This is a genomic window from Shewanella donghaensis (assembly GCF_007567505.1).
GTDB classification, from domain to species: domain Bacteria; phylum Pseudomonadota; class Gammaproteobacteria; order Enterobacterales; family Shewanellaceae; genus Shewanella; species Shewanella donghaensis.
Genome location: NZ_CP041783.1, coordinates 3,690,653 through 3,708,623, shown reverse-complemented (window position 1 = coordinate 3,708,623; position 17,971 = coordinate 3,690,653). Strand labels below are relative to the sequence as shown.

Sequence of the window (17,971 nt, the reverse complement as noted above, 5' to 3'; positions counted from 1 at the left end):
CACATCCTATCGTTCCAGGTACCTTAACGTGCTTTTGAAAAAACATTAACGATAAAATGCAAAATGAGATTTTTTTGACAACATAGAATATCTATTACAATTACCGTACCAAGGTGACAGCGCTAACCTATTCGCTACTGATTAAAAAAATCCCCCTGAGCGGCACTAACACCGAGGATTTTCAAAGTTTGCCACTCTTCAAAGCTAGTCACTCCTTCAGCGAAAACCTGCACCTCAGCACGATATAGACCACCAATTAAGCTTCTAATGAACAGCTGATTTTCAGACTTTAAATGGATTTGCTGAATGATAGAGCGATGCAGTTTTACTAAATCAAAATGACACTCTTGGATGTAATGTGTCCCTACAACTTGTAAACCAACATGATCAACGCATAACCGCGATCCCATTTTGCGAAGCATATCGAGGTTTTCGGCCAAATCCTGTTGATGTTTAACAACAATATCTTCGGTCACTTCAAAAATCAGTCTTGATGCTAAAGGTCGGTGTTCCAATAACGTACTTTTTAGCCAACGAATAAAGGCTCGACTGGTTAATGAATCCAAACTCAGATTCACGCTAAATACGTCTTGATTGTTAGCCATCAATTCGAATAGGACTGTTTCGAGTAACTGACGCTCAACTTGTGGCATCAAACCACACTTATTTGCCATTGGGATAAATAGCGTGGCTCTTATTTCATTACCTTGATTATCAATCGCACGGCTGAAGACTTCCTGATGACAAGCAATATCGTCACTGTCCATTACCTTTTCTGTAATCGCGACAAAACGGCGATTAACTAACGTGTTTTCTAAAAAGCTGCGCCAACGAACTGAACCCTTGGCAATTTCTTTATCCACCGCGCCTTTGTCATACATAAACCAATTATTACTGCGTTGTAATTGCGCCGCTTTTAAAGCCATTTCCACTTCTTCTAAAATCTGCTCTTGCGTATCGCCTGCTTTATAAAAGGCGGCACCTAAATGTACATAGTTATCTTGCGAGTCAGATTGATTCTGTAATTGACTAATGCCGATTTTCAATAACTTATTGGCTAACGAGTCAGCCTCAGTAAGTGAGAATTGTGGTGCTACGACAATAAACTGATTAAAGGCATAGCGAGCAAATATCGTATCCTCAACATCACTTAAGAGTTTTTGTATTGCTTGCACTAGATCATTTAATTGCTCATTGACTGCCTCGTCGCCATGCTGCTGTTGCAGCAAATCTAAATCATCAAAGTTCATCAATAGCACCGCACCATGGGCTATCATGCTATGTTGATGGGTTAAAGCTTCTAATCTATTTTCAAAAAAGATACGGTTACCAATACGGGTGCTGGGATCCAAAAAAGTTTTCGAGCGAATAAATTGATCAAAACGCCCACGTTCTTTTTGCGCATCTTGGAGTTGCTCAAGCAATTTGGTCATGGCACGATTAATTAAACGAGGGCGGGCTTTACCGGTAAATTCGAGTGCTTGTTGATGTTTCCCATCCATAATTAAATGACTTCGCTGAGCAATTTGCTCTATGCCATCTAACTCTTCAGTAAACCATCGCAGGCCATAGCGAACAAACAAGCCAATGGCGACTAGTGCGATCAGTAAGCTTAAATATTCATACCAGCCTAGTTGATTTAATAGCGAGGGCTGAGGTAATGTCAGCTCCATAATCAAGTCAGATTTTTCGCCTAGCGAATGCTTAAAAAGAGTGGGATTACCCTGGGGATTAGGAGAGTGGTACTCAAACAGCAGCTGATTTTCACGGGTTAATTTAAACGAATTAGCATTGTAGGCAATTAACATCGGCGGAAGCCACGCATGTAAATCCCATAAGCTGTCAGATTGATAATGCTCTACGAGCATCGATTCTAACTGGGTGACTTTTTGTTGCTGAAACTTAAATGTCAGTTGGGTAAAACTGACTAACGATCCCAAAAGAAAGATAAAGCCAACAGCCGTAAGTGATAACAACCAAAAGCTGACAAGTTTGTTGGTTAATATTTTAGTTAATTTCATTTATCAGCATCCTGCTAAACACAGCGATCAAAAGTCATTATTATTGGTACTTGGCAAGTTATTATTATTCAAATATTGCCAATGTATTTTGATTATTCAGCAGCCTCAAACAAAAGGCAACTTAATCCTGTAAATGAACAGAACACAGTTAACATATGCTCCAGATAAATAATGATATTTATACGTTTTAAGTCGGTGACTTCACATATTAACACCACTGAAATTTAGACAGAAAAAAAGAGGGCATAAAAGCCCTCTTTCAATATTAATCTTTAATAGCAAGAATACTCTTTATTAAAAAGAATAATCTGTTGGTACTTTATTCAGTACCGCCACACCAGAATCAATTGCAGCTTGTGAAACGGCGCTAGCAATATTTTTCAATAAACGAGGGTCCATTGGCTTTGGCAGTACATATTCAGGCCCGAAAGTTAATGAATCAACATCTGGGTATGCAGCTAACACTTCAGCAGGAACCGGCTCTTTAGCGATAGCCGCGAGCGCTTTAACTGCTGCAATTTTCATTTCATCATTAATCATGCTTGCTCTAACATCAAGCGCGCCTCTAAAGATGAATGGGAAACACAATACGTTATTCACTTGGTTAGGATAATCACTGCGACCTGTACCCATAATTAAATCTTTACGTATTTCATGAGCCAATTCAGGTTTAATTTCAGGATCAGGATTTGAACAAGCAAAGATAACTGGGTTAGGTGCCATTAAAGCAATGTCTTCTGCTTTTAATAAGTCAGCACCAGAAAGTCCTAAAAATGCATCGGCATCTTTGATCACATCCTGCAAAGTACGTTTATCAGTATTATTAGCAAATAAAGCTTTATATTCATTAATGTCTTCGCGGCGAGTATGGATCACACCTTGTCTATCAAGCATGTATACATTTTCACGTTGCGCACCACATTTAACCATCATGGTCATACAGGCAATAGCCGCTGCACCAGCACCTAAACAAACAAATACAGCGTCTTCAATTTTCTTGCCTTGAATTTCTAACGCATTCAGCATGCCTGCAGTAGTAACAATTGCCGTACCATGTTGATCATCATGGAATACAGGAACATTACAGCGAGAAATCAATTCTCGTTCAATCTCAAAACATTCAGGTGCTTTAATATCTTCTAAGTTAATGCCACCAAAAGTATCAGCAATAGATTCAACCGTATTAATAAAGTCTGCCGTTGTTCTGTGCTTCACTTCAATATCAATTGAATCAATATTAGCGAAGCGCTTAAATAAAAGTGCTTTACCTTCCATGACAGGTTTTGATGCTAATGGGCCTAAGTTACCCAAGCCTAGAATAGCAGTACCATTTGATATCACAGCAACCGTATTACCTTTATTTGTATAACGGTAAGCATTGTCAGGGTTTGCCGCAATCTCTCTTACAGGCTCCGCCACGCCAGGACTATACGCCAGCGACAGATCATGGCTCGTTTGAGCTGGTTTAGTTAGACTAACTGCAGTTTTACCTGCAACTGGGAATTCATGATAATCGAGAGCTTGTTGGCGAAAATCTGACATTTTATTTTCCTGAATGAGGCAAGTTATACGGCTGAGTAAAATTAATTCAGTGAAAACGAGGTGATTAAATGGTGGCTTAAGATCAAACAACATCTGTCAGCGATCGCTTTCTGAAAGGATTATAAATCAAAAAATAACAAAAGTTATCTTTAATAATCAAAATTTGATCAAGTTACAGTTTTGGATCATTAGATTAATCATCACATTAAGAATCAAAGACTTAATAATGTAGAAAAATAACAAGATTTGATAATAAAAAGCGGGGAATGGGTCGATAAGTTACAAATAGTTTGTCTAAGCAACAATATTATTAACTTAGTAGCCTTTATATAATTTATAACTAAAAAAATGATATTTTTGTAACTTTTATTGTTTTAAAACCTGCTAAAACAAAAAAAGACGCCAAAGGCGTCTTTTTTTAAATAATTGCGTCGGCAATTACTTCTTAGCAAGTGCACCAAAGCGCTTGTTGAACTTGTCGATACGACCGCCAGTGTCTACAACTTTCTGAGTACCAGTGTAGAATGGGTGACATGCGCCACATACGTCCAAGTGAAGGCTTTTACCTGCAGTTGAATTTACTTTAATGATGTTACCACAAGTACAAGTTGCAGTAATTTCAGCGTAGTCTGGGTGGATACCTGTTTTCATTTGGATTACCTTTTAGTAGAGGCCATGTCGCTCTCCCAACCCGAAGTTGAGTACCACATGCGTTAACAATAGTGTTTTAGGCGCGCAATAGTACAGTAAGTGTTCACCCCAAACAAGCGCTATTTAATGACTTCTCTGTTTACGGTCTAAAGCTTCAAATGCCAACTTGTCTTCAGCTTTGCTTAGGTATTGATTTAGTTGATTAACTGTCGGGCAGACTAGCTGTATATCCTGTCTTATTAAGTATATTTTTTGCTTCGAAAAAGCCTGAGGGTTCGCTTCAAAAATAGCCAGCATGACCGCATAAACATTGGTTTCCCATGGTTTAGCGTAACGAGATGCTATCCGCCACAGTGTCTCTGTTGAATTACGCTCGATAATACAACTAGCACCTAACTCACTAGCGCTGCTGGAAACCATAGTTGCAGGTAAAACTTGTGCTTGGGGTTTTGAAGGTTTAGGTGCTGTGACAGCTAGCTGGTTTTTCTGGCTAGATTTAACCTGTGGCATTGGCGCCACTTTTTTAGGCTGATTGCTGGTATTGATGTTAATTTCAGTCTTACTGTTGGTTTTAATAAAAGGCGCATCAAATACCGGTATTACCGAAAACTGCTGCCAATTATTCCCCTTGTAATGACTAACGATAAGTTTAGCATTCGGGTCTTTCACATCATCAACACCAATAGCATAAAGCATAAAACCATTAACTGGCTGCACCATTAGCTCTTCAAGGACCTCTTTGTCACCAACATGTTGACGCACATGAAAGCTGATCCTTGAAAGGTCATTCTTACCCGCAACGATATTCAGTTTAAATTTGGGATGTTGCCCAAGCTCAAATTGGCGACTATTAATACTCAGATGTGACAATGCAGCTTGCGCAACAAACGAAAATAAAAAAAGTGATATTGCTAATCCTGCTTTGCTGAATAACCCTTTTGACATCAATTTTCTCTTATCCTATTTCTTTATGGTCTGGCTCTAGTAAACTAGGCCTTCACAATTCTGAATGATGATGACTTATGCCTGTGTTTGTTGAGGTTGCACTGCCCGTTCCAATGCGGCAAACCTTTAGTTACCAAATCCCTGAAGCCAACGTATCACAAATAAAGCTGGGATTGCGGGTAAAAGTGCCTTTTGGTAGACAACAACTTGTTGGTTTAATTACCGCCATTAAAGATGAGTGTGACGTTCCACCAAATAAGATTAAACCTATCACCGAACTCCTCGATGATAAACCCCTACTACCAGAAACCTTATACAAATTAACCTTATGGGCGGCTAGATATTACTTTGCCAGTCAAGGTCAAATGTTAAGCCAAGCTTTACCTGTTGCACTGCGTAAAGGCTTAAGCCCACAACCACAAACGACCACCATATTTGCTTTGAACGAACAGGGCAAAGAAGTCGATATCAGCATATTGAAACGAGCGCCTGCACAAAAAAAGTTATTTGAATTATTTAAACAATCCTCCATCAGTCAAGATGACTTCACTACCCAAGAACTCAGTAAAGTCGCCTTAAAAGCACTTGAAGACAAAGGCTGGATTGAACGAAAAGAAATTGTTAATAAGACTGATTTAAGTTGGCGCCAACAACTCGTGATGACAGAAGAGCCGTTAAAGCTCAATAAACAGCAAGCTGTTGCAGTTTCAATCCTTAACCAACAGCAAGGTTTTCATTGCAGTTTAATCGAAGGCATTACTGGCTCAGGTAAAACTGAAGTGTACTTATCGGTTCTCGAAACGATTTTAAAACAAGGTAAACAAGCGCTAATTTTAGTGCCTGAAATTGGCCTTACACCGCAAACCATTAATCGATTTAAGCGCAGGTTTGATGTGAAAATTGCCGTTATTCACTCAGCATTGACCGATAACCAACGTTTAGAAGCCTGGCGTCAAGCACGATCAGGTGAAGCCGCAATTATCATTGGTACTCGCTCAGCCTTATTTACCCCGATGGCCTTTCCTGGTGTCATCATTTTGGATGAAGAACACGACAGCAGCTTTAAGCAACAAGAAGGGGTGCGATATCACGCTCGAGACTTGGCGGTTATGCGTGGCAACTTAGAAGATATCCAAGTCATTTTGGGCTCAGCTACACCATCGCTAGAATCGCTACAAAATGCCATTTCTGGACGCTACGCTCACCTTGAACTGAGTGAGCGTGCAGGCGCAGCGCAGAAAGTGAAGCAAGGGATTATTGATATTCGCTCACATCCATTAAAAGCGGGGATGTCAGCCTCGATGATTAATGAAATGCGTATGCATTTAGATGCTGGCAATCAAGTATTACTCTTTTTGAACCGCCGTGGGTTCTCACCAGCGCTTTTATGTCATGAATGTGGTCACCTGCATGAGTGCGACCGTTGTGACGCCTTTTTTACTGTCCATCAAGGCTTGAATGAAATCTGTTGTCACCACTGCGGCAATCAATACGCGATCCCACACCAATGTCATGAGTGTGGTAGTACCATGCTAATGGGTCATGGCACAGGCACTGAGCAATTAGCCCAAACCTTAGAACAAGAGTTCCCCCAATACCCAGTAGTTCGAATAGATCGTGATACTACCCGTAAAAAAGGCTCATTAGAGAAGCAACTTAATGGCATCTTAAAAGGTGAGTATAAAATTCTTGTGGGCACACAGATGCTGGCTAAAGGCCATCACTTCCCTGATGTGACCTTAGTGGGATTAATGGATGTTGATGGTGCATTGTTTAGCGCTGACTTTAGAGCGCCTGAACGCTTTGCCCAGCTTTATACGCAAGTTTCAGGTCGAGCAGGTCGTGCTGATAAACCCGGAAAAGTGCTGCTGCAAACTCATCAAAGCGATAATCCAATCTTAAGAGACTTACTCCAACATGGTTATGGCCAATTCGCCCGTGGGCAGTTGAAAGAACGTCAACAAGCTTTATTGCCACCAGCATGGCATATGGTACTCATTAGAGCTGATGCGCTTATTGCTGAAGATGCCGATAACTTTTTAAACCAAGTAGCCAGCTTATTGCCACAAGATAAAGAGTTTGAAGTGATTGGTCCTATGCCTGCTCCACTTGATCGCAAGGCGGGTAAGTATCGTCGTCAATTGCTATTCCAAGCCAAAAATCGTCAACGATTACAGCAAGTTTTTGAACAAGCGCTGCCAATTATTGAAGCATTAAATGAGAGCAAACGCTGTCGCTGGAGTATCGATAGAGATCCCCAAGATTTAATGTAATTCAATTGACCTATAAATCGATTATGTTAGCTTTGCTGATAATTAAAAAAAATCTCGAATAAATCCCTTATCGAGATAGCATTTGAGTATCAAAAGCGGCTAAAATAGTCGGTTACCCCACCCTTTTACTTTAAGTTAGTGCTGATAATCGCCCATGAAATCACATATTGCATCTTTACTAGAACAAACCGTCGAATCTTTTAAGCAACAAGGCATTGTACCAGCTGATTTTCAGGCTCGAATTGTGGTCGACCGAACTAAAGATAAAAGCCATGGTGATTTAGCTACTAACTTAGCGATGATGCTAACTAAAGTCGCCAAAAAGAACCCGCGTGATATCGCACAGTTGATTATCGATAACCTGCCAGCTTCAAGCCATATTGCTAAAGTTGAAATTGCAGGCCCAGGCTTCATCAACTTCTTTATTGATGACAATGCATTGGCGAGTCAATTACAAGACGCATTAAATGATGAGCATTTAGGGATTACTTTACCTGAGCAACAAACCATTGTAGTGGATTACTCATCTCCAAACCTCGCGAAAGAAATGCACGTTGGTCATCTACGTTCAACCATTATTGGTGACAGTATTGTTCGCGCTTTAGAGTTTTGCGGCCACAATGTTATTCGTCAAAACCATGTGGGTGACTGGGGGACTCAGTTCGGCATGTTACTCGCGTATATGGAAGAGCTTCGCGCCGCTAACGGCGAACAAGCTGACCTTGAGTTATCTGATTTAGAAACATTCTACCGTGAAGCAAAAGTTCGCTTTGATGAATCAAGCGACTTTGCTACTCGTGCACGTAACCTTGTGGTGTCATTACAATCTGGTGATGAGTACTGTAATAAGTTATGGCGTGAATTTAACGACATATCATTAGCACATTGTCATGACGTATATAAACGTCTTGGCGTAACTTTAACCCGTAAAGATGTGCATGGCGAAAGTGCTTACAATGGCGATTTACATCAAGTCGTAAAAGACTTAGATGCGAAAGGCTTATTGAGCGAAAGTAATGGCGCCAAAGTGGTTTTTCAAGAAGAATTCCGCACTAAAGACGGTGAGCCTTTGCCGGTTATTATTCAAAAAGCAGATGGCGGCTACTTATATGCCACCTCTGATTTAGCCGCGATGCGTTACCGCTCAAATGTATTAAAAGCCGATCGCGCAATGTACTTCGTCGATTTACGTCAAGCGCTGCATTTCCAACAAGTTTTCAAACTTGCTAAGACAGCGGGTTTCGTTCGTGACGGATTATCACTTGAACATACTGGGTTTGGCACCATGAATGGCCCTGATGGTCGTCCATTTAAGACTCGTAGTGGCGGTGTGGTTAAGTTAGTTGATTTACTTGATGAAGCGAATGTTCGTGCCATTGAGTTAGTGCGTAGCAAAAACCCAGATATGGATGAAGAGACCGTGCTTGAAGTCGCACGCGTTGTTGGCATCAGCTCAGTTAAATATGCTGACTTATCTAAAAACCGTGCTAGTGATTACATCTTTAGCTTCGAACAAATGCTCAGCTTTGAAGGTAATACCGCACCCTACTTATTATATGCCTACACACGTGTAGCAGGCATATTTAAGCGTGCGGCAGATGTGGATTTAAGCCAAGCTAAAATTGTACTAGAACACGAGAAAGAAAAAGAACTGGGCACTAAACTGGCTCAGTTTGGTGAAGTACTTACTCGCATGACCGACAAAGGTCAGCCACATGTTATGTGTGCTTATGTATATGAACTTGCCAGTGAGTTCTCAAGTTTCTATGAAGCTTGCCCAGTGCTTGCTGCTGATACTGAAGCGCAAAAACAAAGCCGCTTATTATTAGCTCAACTAACATCAAGAACCTTAAAAACGGGTTTATCGCTGTTAGGTATTGAAACATTAGAGCGCATGTAACATGAGCCGAGATTACGCTAACAATAAAAAGCCGAGTTCTAAAAAACGTAAACCAGCAAGAAAGGGCGCAGCAAAACAAAAGCGCTCTATCCCTTACTTGCCGACCTTGATTGTGATTTTGCTTTTAGGCGCCTTTGGTTATGGTCTATGGTTTATCAGCGGCAGTTCTGATGATGCTCCGGCTCAATCAGCGCCGGTTACAGAGACCATTGAAAAGACAGTAACGAAGCCGGTTACTGAACCAGTAAATAAGCCGGCTAAAAAAGATCCTAATGCCCTGCCGCCAAAACCGACGGAAGAGTGGACTTATTTAGAGGAACTAGAAAACAATAGCATTGATATTGAAGTCCCTGAAGATGCAATGAAGTCTAAAGGGCCTTACCAAATGCAATGTGCTTCATTTAGAAAGCTGGATCAGGCTGAGGAAATGAAAGCCGTGATTGCTTTTCAAGGTTTAGAAGCACAAGTAAGAGCTACCCAAGGCACAACTGGTGTTTGGCATAAGGTCATCTTAGGGCCATTTGACACCAAGCGTGCTGCCGAGCGCACGAGACATAAACTACAGCGCGCCGGTATTAATGGTTGCCAGATTTGGCTTTGGGAATATTAAAAACGACAAATTAAAAGCGACTTTAGCAAGTCGCTTTTTTTGTGTTTAGAAGTACATTTTGACTTGCCTGTATTGATTCATTTCAATATCGTCAGTAACAATAAATTTTTTATTGTTATCTATTAGCTCCTGATACTCTTCAGGGAAAAAAGCTTTCAAACGTGCAATTCTTGCTAAGTGGCTCGGCTCAACCTTATCTACAAGTTGCCCAAGTCTAACAGCTGCTTGTGTTAACTCCTTTTGCATATAACTACCTTCAAGGGCAATATCAAATGGATCTAACCCTAAAGTATTCATATCAGGTTTAAGGCCATAATCTAATAACCAGTCAACATGTTCTACTGTTTTTTTAGCCGCAACACTAAATAAATCATTACCCCAAGTATCTTCAAGCGCAAAATCAAACTTTTCGTCTTTTAAGGATTGCCAATCAATCAATGGAAGGCCGTTAAACATAGACAAACCACTTGGATTTTTAGGCGCCATTCTTGAAATCCAAACTGTTGCAAACGCTTTATTTTTTACCACATGATGTAATAGAAAATCCGTTTCAGACTGAGTTAGCGTATAAGTGGTAGCATAAATACCAGCCTCATCCACTCGATTCTGTTTTATCAATTGCTTAAACTCATTTTCAAAATTTGAAGCCTCATTACGCTGATTTTGATACAACAGCTCTTGATGCCACACTGCAATTAACGCGGGGTCCATACGATGCAATTCAGCGCCAACATCAACTTCTTGCGTCATTAATGACTTAACGATTTCAACCATTCTTTGTGGTGTAGCAAACTGCTGTGCATCATTTAAGTCTTGCTCAATACGAGCACAAGGTGCACGTTGAGCAGCTAACTGAAGCTTCCTTTTATCTGCCGCTATAATCGCTTGTGATACTATTGAGTCGTCAATTGCGGCTGGAACAATTACGATACTGTCGTCAAGCAATTCAATATCGCTAGATATTTGCTCTAACCCTAAATTAGTTAATGCCTCTGTATATGTGTAGCCAGGTAGATAAGGAGAACCGAAAGACACTTCACCGTCACCATTTTTAGAAACTGAACCATGCGCTTTATAAGCTTGCTGGTTGAGGTAGTTGATCATCTCAATATACTGATTTCTCATGTCTTCAGTTGGTTGCAGTTGGCTATTTTTAGGTAGGTTTAACAGTGCGATATCCATTGCAGTAAAGATACCAGGCTCATTGGTAGGCTTAACGCCTTTCTCCACTAATAATTTAAGTGTGACTAAGTCAAATTCACTTACTGCCACATCAGCTAAATTATTAAATTTGCCGCCAATATCGTCAATACCTGCGCCATCTCTGTCTTGAATGAAAGCAGGGAACTCATCATATGCCGTTGTATTATTAAGTAATATTTCAATATACTCACTCGGTAAGTGGCTCCTTATTGCCAAGGCCACATCATTAACAGTAAATGTTTTAGCATTCGCTTCAAGCCTAAAATTTTCAATTGGCATCTGTTTTGATGTTGCAACAAAAAGCATTGATGGCGAAATTGCACGGGTATTTTCAATTTGAATAAAGGTATCTAAATAGGTATTAAAGTTGTCTTGATTACTTAATAGCAAAGCTAAATCATCAGCTGTGATATGGGGGTTAAGCCCAAAATTCATATTGAACAATGGCGTTTGAGAAGTCGTTCCCCCCATTGATTCAACGATCGTTGCAATAAACTCCTGATTAAAATCACTGATGACTTCTAACCCCTGCCACTTGGCAAGAACCGCTACATCACTAATAATCGTTAGTTTTTCTCTGGCTAAATTTACTTGAGCTTGCAACAGTAAGTCATCAAAACCGTTATAGTGCGTAGTATATTGCTGCTCATAAGCCAGTAATTCTCTGACTGTTTTGCCATCTTTAAGTGATTGCTCTAACGCCGTAATAATAATTTGATGGATTTGCCCGACTTGAGAACTAAAATCACCATTCATTTTATGACACTGAGCTTTAATCTCATTTAATGATGCCAATACTTTCTCTTTAGTTAACTCAGGATCATTAAGCAATTGCTCTGGGTCCATCACAATTTCTAGTTGTGACGCTGGTAATAATGGGGTTGCTAATGTGGTAACTTTAGGAGGGGGAGTTTGCCTCTCATGATTAAAATACAAAACGATACACGCCAACACTATCACTCCTGATAGTGTCAATATTCCTTTATTTGCCATCAGTACAGCATTCCTTAGTTTCTTAATAAATTATATAGCCAAACTATTTTGATTGTTTCTGTAAACCATTATTCATCCACCTCAGCCCAATAAGGTTTTCCAGGTTATTCTTACTTACCCAATCGGACAACAATATAACCGAATCAATCCCTTTAATCGCCTTGAAATTATGTTAACAACCCCCATATCTAGTTTATCAGCAAGCAGCAGACTCCTATTCGCTGCCGTCGTTAAGAGGATTTACCGTGACTACTATCGTATCCGTACGCCGCAATAATCAAGTTGTCATCGCAGGTGATGGCCAAGTTTCTCTCGGCAATACCGTCATGAAAGGCAATGCACGTAAAGTGCGTCGCTTATACCAAAATAAAGTTATCGCTGGTTTTGCTGGCGGTACAGCTGATGCATTCACTCTTTTTGAGCGTTTTGAAACCAAGCTCGAGATGCATCAAGGCCATTTATTAAAATCAGCCGTTGAGCTCGCAAAGGATTGGCGTACTGACAAGATGCTCCGCAACCTTGAAGCCATGCTTATTGTTGCTGACACTAAAGAATCATTAATCATTACTGGTAATGGTGATGTGGTTCAGCCTGAGCATGACTTGATTGCTATTGGCTCTGGTGGCAACTTTGCCCATGCATCAGCATTAGCGTTATTACAAAATACTGACTTAACTGCCCGTGAAATTGCAGAAAAATCATTAACGATTGCCGGTGATATTTGCGTATTCACCAACCAACATAAAACTGTTGAGCAAATCGACTACTAATTAGAACGTAAGGAATTATCTATGTCTGAAATGACCCCCGCGAGATTGTCCATGAGCTAGACTCGCACATCATTGGTCAAAAAAATGCAAAACGTTCTGTGGCCGTTGCTCTTCGTAACCGTTGGAGACGCATGCAACTTGAAGCCTCATTTCGTCAAGAAGTGACGCCAAAGAATATTTTAATGATTGGCCCTACCGGTGTCGGTAAAACTGAAATTGCCCGCCGTTTAGCAAAGTTAGCCAATGCGCCTTTTATAAAGGTTGAAGCCACTAAATTCACTGAAGTGGGTTATGTCGGCAAAGAAGTTGAGCAAATCATCCGTGATTTGACTGACTCTGCCGTGAAAATGACTCGTGAACAGCAAATGAAAAAGGGTCGTCATCGCGCTGAGGAAATGGCAGAAGAACGTATTCTTGATGCGCTATTACCTAAGCCAAAAGATGAATGGGACACTGAAAAGAAAGATGATTCAAATACCCGCCAAATCTTCCGTAAAAAACTGCGTGAAGGCCAGTTAGACGATAAAGAAATTGATATCGATTTAGCTGCGCCACAAGTGGGTGTTGAAATCATGTCTCCTCCAGGCATGGAAGAGATGACTAATCAGCTTCAAAGTATGTTCCAAAACATGGGACAAACTAAAGAGAACCGTAAAAAAGTTAAAATTAAAGAAGCCTTCAAACTGCTTATCGAAGAAGAAGCGGCAAAACTTGTTAATCAAGAAGACATGAAAGAGCAAGCTATCGATTTGGTTGAACAAAACGGTATCGTATTCTTAGATGAAATCGACAAGATTTGTAAGCGCGGTGAAAGCTCAGGTCCTGATGTATCTCGTGAAGGTGTACAACGTGACTTACTGCCATTAATCGAAGGTTGTACTGTTACCACTAAACACGGCATGGTCAAAACCGACCATATCTTGTTTATCGCCTCTGGTGCGTTCCAGATGTCTAAGCCATCGGATTTAATCCCAGAGCTTCAAGGTCGTTTACCGATCCGTGTTGAGCTAAGTGCATTAACCGCCGATGACTTTAAACGTATCCTAACTGAACCCCATGCTTCTCTAACTGAGCAATATGTGGCGTTAATGGGTACTGAAGGCGTAACGGTTGAATTTAGTGAATGCGGAATTGAACGCATTGCTAAAGCCGCATGGCAAGTCAACGAGACCACTGAAAACATCGGTGCTCGTCGTCTTCACACTGTGATGGAAAAGCTGATGGAAGAGATTTCATATGACGCTTCTGAAAAATCAGGTAGCTCATTCATGATTGATGCTGAATATGTCAATGATCACCTAGATGCCTTAGTGGAAGATGAAGACTTAAGTCGCTTCATTCTTTAAGCACTGCTTGATTCTTAAAGCGCTGTTTGAATTTACATTTATCAGTGAGCTAAAACGAACTGTGATCTAAAACTAATTTAGCATCAACAGGATTAGTAAAATAAAGGTGATTAGTGCCACAATGGACTATCACCTTTTTTATTGTCTATCATCGCCAGCCAGCAAACTTAACTGTTGCTGACAGCATCTTAAAAGAGAGCTATTTCATGAGCCAACAAGACAAAAGCCCAGTTGTTACTGATCTAAAGTTAAAGCGTAAATCTAAACTGCTTGAAGTCAGCTTTGAAAGCGGTGAAGTATTCAATATCAGTTGTGAAATGTTACGTGTTCACTCCCCGTCTGCTGAAGTGCAGCGCCACGGTAACCCTATTCTTGTGACTCACAAGAAAGCCGTCAATATCACTGGTATTGAGCCAGTAGGCAATTACGCGGTAAAAATCACTTTTGATGATGGCCATGATACTGGGCTATTTTCTTGGAAGATTTTATTTGAATTGGGTAACCAACAAGTGGAAATTTGGGAACGGTATTTAGCACGACTTCGTGCTGAGAAAGGTTCGCGTGAACCTTTGATTGATATGAATATTAAGTATTCATAAGTTGTGATTTCCAAATTCAGTTTGGATTAAGATCGCAGGATTCCATCCTGCACTGGCCAAGAGGGAATAACGGCTACTCCCTCTTGGATCTCCTACCCGCTCCGAAGAAGGGTTATACCCTCATCTTTATAAGTAAATTAGTATTGTGGCTTAATCCAAACTAAGTTTGGATATATTTCCCCACTTTCAAACATAAACCAAATTCCAGACACAAAAATGCCAGCTTAATCGCTGGCATTTTTCAGTTTACGCTTTTAAAACGTAACTCATCTTATCAAAGATTAAAGCGCAGTTTGAAAAATCACGCTGTCAGCTTTCTTAGTGTAAGAATCAATTTGATCAAAGTTCAAGTAACGGTAAGTATCAGACGCTGTTGCATCTAATTCTTTCGCGTAGTCTTGGTACTCTGCAGGTGAAGGTAGACGACCTAGTAATGCCGCTACTGCTGCTAACTCAGCTGATGCTAAGTAGACATTTGCACCTGTACCTAAACGGTTAGGGAAGTTACGCGTTGACGTTGAAACAACTGTCGCACCTTCAGCAACACGTGCTTGGTTACCCATACACAGTGAACAACCCGGGATTTCGATACGCGCACCAACACGGCCAAAGATCGCGTAGTAACCTTCTTCGGTTAACTGATCTTTATCCATCTTAGTTGGCGGTGCAATCCATAGACGAGTTGGTAACGTCGTTGCAAACTTCTCTAGCATTTTACCGGTAGCGCGGAAATGACCAATGTTAGTCATACAAGAACCAACGAATACTTCGTCAATTTTTGTTTCTGCAACTGATGATAGTAATACTGCATCATCTGGATCGTTTGGCGCACAAAGAATAGGTTCTTTGATGTCGTTCAAATCGATTTCGATAATTTCAGCATATTCAGCATCTTTATCAGCAACCATTAGTTCAGGGTTCGCTAACCATTCTTGCATCGCGGTAATACGACGTTCAATAGTACGGCGATCGCCATAACCTTCAGCAATCATCCACTTCAACATCACGATGTTAGAGTTTAGATATTCAATGATTGGCTCTTTGTCTAATTTAATAGAACAACCCGCTGCACTTCGTTCTGCTGATGCATCAGATAATTCGAATGCTTGCTCAACTTTAAGTTGCTCAAGACCTTCAATTTCTAATACGCGGCCAGAGAAAGCATTAATCTTACCTTTCTTCTCTACCGTTAACAGACCCATTTCAATCGCTTTAAGCGGGATAGCATGTACTAGGTCACGTAATGTGATACCTGGCTGCATTTCACCTTTAAAGCGAACCAAAATAGACTCAGGCATATCAAGAGGCATAACACCTGTGGCTGCAGCAAATGCTACCAAGCCAGAACCCGCTGGGAATGAAATACCGATTGGGAAACGCGTATGTGAATCACCACCAGTACCAACGGTATCAGGCAGTAACATACGGTTTAACCAAGAGTGAATAACCCCGTCGCCTGGACGCAGTGCAACACCGCCACGATTCATGATGAAATCAGGTAACGTATGGTGAGTATTCACATCGATAGGCTTAGGGTAAGCCGCTGTGTGACAGAAAGACTGCATGGTTAAATCGGCGCTAAAGCCTAAACATGCTAAATCTTTAAGTTCATCACGGGTCATTGGGCCTGTGGTATCTTGTGAACCAACCGAGGTCATTTTAGGTTCGCAGTATTGACCAGGACGAATGCCTTTAACGCCACATGCTTTACCGACCATCTTTTGTGCCAGAGTAAAGCCTTTGTTTGTCGCAACAACATCTTGTGGACGAACAAACACGTCTGAAGCCGCAAGATTCAATGTTTCACGAGCACGATCAGTTAAGCCACGGCCAATGATTAATGGAATACGACCACCAGCACGGACTTCATCAAGCAGTACGTCTGTTTTCAGTTCAAACGTAGAGATAACTTCATCACTGCCGTTACGCTTAACTACGCCTTCATATGGATAGATGTCAATAACATCACCCATGTTCATTTTGTCTACATCAAGCTCAATAGGCAGTGCGCCTGCATCTTCCATTGTGTTGAAGAAGATAGGGGCAATTTTTCCACCTAGACAGAAACCACCAGCACGCTTATTAGGTGCAAAAGGGATATCGTCACCCATGAACCAAAGCACTGAGTTAGTTGCTGACTTACGCGAAGAACCGGTACCCACAACGTCACCGACGTAAACTAGCGGGTAACCTTTTTCTTTAAGCGCTTCGATTTCTTTAATTGGACCAACAGTACCCGCTACATCAGGTACAATACCGTCACGCGCATTTTTTAGCATCGCTAATGCGTGTAATGGGATATCTGGGCGAGACCATGCATCAGGAGCAGGAGACAAGTCATCTGTATTTGTCTCGCCTGATACTTTAAATACGGTCAAGCTAATTTTTTCAGCTAATTTAGGGCGGTTTGTGAACCACTCAGCATCAGCCCAAGAATTAACCACTTGCTTAGCAAAAGCATTACCTGCTTGCATTTTTTCAACCACGTCGTGGTATGCATCAAACATCAATAATGTGTTTGATAATGCAGTAACCGCGATTGGTGCAAGTGCATCGTTATCTAATTGAGCAATAAGCGGCTCAATGTTATAACCGCCTTGCATGGTACCTAATAACTCAGTAGCACGCTCAGCTGAAAGGATTGGTGACGATACATTGCCTTGGGCAACTGCATCTAAGAATGCTGCTTTAACATAGGCAGCTTCATCAACACCAGGGGGAATACGGTTCTCTAATAAATCAAGAATTACAGCCTCTTCACCAGCAGGCGGAGTCTCAACTAACTTCACTAATTCAGCCACTTGTTCTGCATTTAATGGCTTAGGGACAACACCCTCTGCAGCACGCTCTGCGACGTGTTTACGATATGCTTCTAGCACGGCAACATTCCTCTTTGTTTTGCGCCTAACAGCGAAACTGAACGTCACTCTATAAATAGAATGACCATTCCACAGGTTCGGGCTTGAAATCCGACCCATAGTATACTACAGGTTTGCAAAAGTATGAATCAGATCACACTCTATTGAGTGCAAAATAAACACTAATTTTAAGCTGTTAGGACAATTTACTCGTCACTTTAAACAAATAAAATTAGACAATAGTTTAAAACATCTTATAA

At 40.9% G+C, this 17,971-nt stretch carries 11 protein-coding genes and 1 pseudogene; 6 read left to right on the top strand and 6 right to left on the bottom strand.

The window, feature by feature from the left end; translation table 11 throughout:
- Positions 1–134: 134 nt before the first annotated feature.
- The 4 genes from csrD to FPK91_RS15950 all read right to left on the bottom strand — a co-directional run bounded on the left by csrD (position 135) and on the right by FPK91_RS15950 (position 5,159).
- Positions 135–2,021: an RNase E specificity factor CsrD gene (csrD, locus tag FPK91_RS15965; RefSeq protein WP_144212294.1), complete on the bottom strand. Its 1,887-nt coding sequence runs from the start codon at positions 2,019–2,021 to the stop codon at positions 135–137.
- 294 nt (positions 2,022–2,315) lie between these two features.
- Positions 2,316–3,563 (bottom strand): malic enzyme-like NAD(P)-binding protein, encoded by a 1,248-nt coding sequence (locus FPK91_RS15960; RefSeq protein WP_144212292.1) that lies wholly within the window; start codon positions 3,561–3,563, stop codon positions 2,316–2,318.
- Between the two features lie 438 nt (positions 3,564–4,001).
- A complete protein-coding gene (gene rpmE, locus FPK91_RS15955; RefSeq protein WP_144212290.1) occupies positions 4,002–4,214 on the bottom strand; it encodes a 50S ribosomal protein L31 in 213 nt (70 codons plus the stop codon).
- A 123-nt stretch (positions 4,215–4,337) separates the two neighbouring features.
- Positions 4,338–5,159, bottom strand: a complete 822-nt coding sequence (locus tag FPK91_RS15950; RefSeq protein WP_144212288.1) for a FimV/HubP family polar landmark protein — start codon at positions 5,157–5,159, stop codon at positions 4,338–4,340.
- Between the two features lie 77 nt (positions 5,160–5,236).
- On the opposite strand from FPK91_RS15950, the gene priA reads away from it, so the two are divergent.
- The 3 genes from priA (at position 5,237) to FPK91_RS15935 (ending at position 9,942) form a co-directional block, all read left to right on the top strand.
- Positions 5,237–7,432, top strand: a complete 2,196-nt coding sequence (priA, locus tag FPK91_RS15945) for a primosomal protein N' (protein ID WP_144212286.1) — start codon at positions 5,237–5,239, stop codon at positions 7,430–7,432.
- Positions 7,433–7,586: 154 nt separating this feature from the next.
- Complete coding sequence (gene argS / locus FPK91_RS15940; RefSeq protein ID WP_144212284.1) at positions 7,587–9,332, top strand: arginine--tRNA ligase; 1,746 nt, start codon at positions 7,587–7,589, stop codon at positions 9,330–9,332.
- A gap of 1 nt (position 9,333) precedes the next feature.
- Entirely contained in the window at positions 9,334–9,942 is a 609-nt protein-coding gene (locus tag FPK91_RS15935) for an SPOR domain-containing protein (protein ID WP_144212282.1), read from the top strand.
- 45 nt (positions 9,943–9,987) lie between these two features.
- Here the strand turns inward: FPK91_RS15935 and FPK91_RS15930 are convergent, their stop codons facing one another.
- Positions 9,988–12,138 (bottom strand): hypothetical protein, encoded by a 2,151-nt coding sequence (locus FPK91_RS15930; RefSeq protein WP_144212280.1) that lies wholly within the window; start codon positions 12,136–12,138, stop codon positions 9,988–9,990.
- Between the two features lie 245 nt (positions 12,139–12,383).
- Between FPK91_RS15930 and hslV the strand changes: the two genes are divergently transcribed.
- From hslV to FPK91_RS15915, 3 genes and pseudogenes are all read left to right on the top strand, one after another.
- Positions 12,384–12,908: an ATP-dependent protease subunit HslV gene (gene hslV / locus FPK91_RS15925; RefSeq protein WP_144212278.1), complete on the top strand. Its 525-nt coding sequence runs from the start codon at positions 12,384–12,386 to the stop codon at positions 12,906–12,908.
- Between the two features lie 21 nt (positions 12,909–12,929).
- Positions 12,930–14,254: pseudogene (hslU, locus tag FPK91_RS15920) on the top strand (ATP-dependent protease ATPase subunit HslU).
- A gap of 206 nt (positions 14,255–14,460) precedes the next feature.
- Positions 14,461–14,853: a gamma-butyrobetaine hydroxylase-like domain-containing protein gene (locus FPK91_RS15915; RefSeq protein ID WP_144214480.1), complete on the top strand. Its 393-nt coding sequence runs from the start codon at positions 14,461–14,463 to the stop codon at positions 14,851–14,853.
- A gap of 281 nt (positions 14,854–15,134) precedes the next feature.
- Here FPK91_RS15915 and acnB read toward each other — a convergent pair whose 3' ends face one another.
- Positions 15,135–17,732, bottom strand: a complete 2,598-nt coding sequence (acnB, locus tag FPK91_RS15910) for a bifunctional aconitate hydratase 2/2-methylisocitrate dehydratase (protein WP_144212274.1) — start codon at positions 17,730–17,732, stop codon at positions 15,135–15,137.
- Positions 17,733–17,971: the final 239 nt, after the last annotated feature.

What these genes read in the sequence shown, in the direction of transcription:
- csrD (WP_144212294.1), bottom strand. Translation starts at nt 2,021, where the DNA reads ATGAAATTAACTAAAATATTAACCAACAAACTTGTCAGCTTTTGGTTG.
- FPK91_RS15915 (WP_144214480.1), top strand. Translation starts at nt 14,461, where the DNA reads ATGAGCCAACAAGACAAAAGCCCAGTTGTTACTGATCTAAAGTTAAAG.
- FPK91_RS15935 (WP_144212282.1), top strand. Translation starts at nt 9,334, where the DNA reads ATGAGCCGAGATTACGCTAACAATAAAAAGCCGAGTTCTAAAAAACGT.
- FPK91_RS15960 (WP_144212292.1), bottom strand. Translation starts at nt 3,563, where the DNA reads ATGTCAGATTTTCGCCAACAAGCTCTCGATTATCATGAATTCCCAGTT.
- priA (WP_144212286.1), top strand. Translation starts at nt 5,237, where the DNA reads ATGCCTGTGTTTGTTGAGGTTGCACTGCCCGTTCCAATGCGGCAAACC.
- argS (WP_144212284.1), top strand. Translation starts at nt 7,587, where the DNA reads ATGAAATCACATATTGCATCTTTACTAGAACAAACCGTCGAATCTTTT.
- FPK91_RS15930 (WP_144212280.1), bottom strand. Translation starts at nt 12,138, where the DNA reads ATGGCAAATAAAGGAATATTGACACTATCAGGAGTGATAGTGTTGGCG.
- rpmE (WP_144212290.1), bottom strand. Translation starts at nt 4,214, where the DNA reads ATGAAAACAGGTATCCACCCAGACTACGCTGAAATTACTGCAACTTGT.
- FPK91_RS15950 (WP_144212288.1), bottom strand. Translation starts at nt 5,159, where the DNA reads ATGTCAAAAGGGTTATTCAGCAAAGCAGGATTAGCAATATCACTTTTT.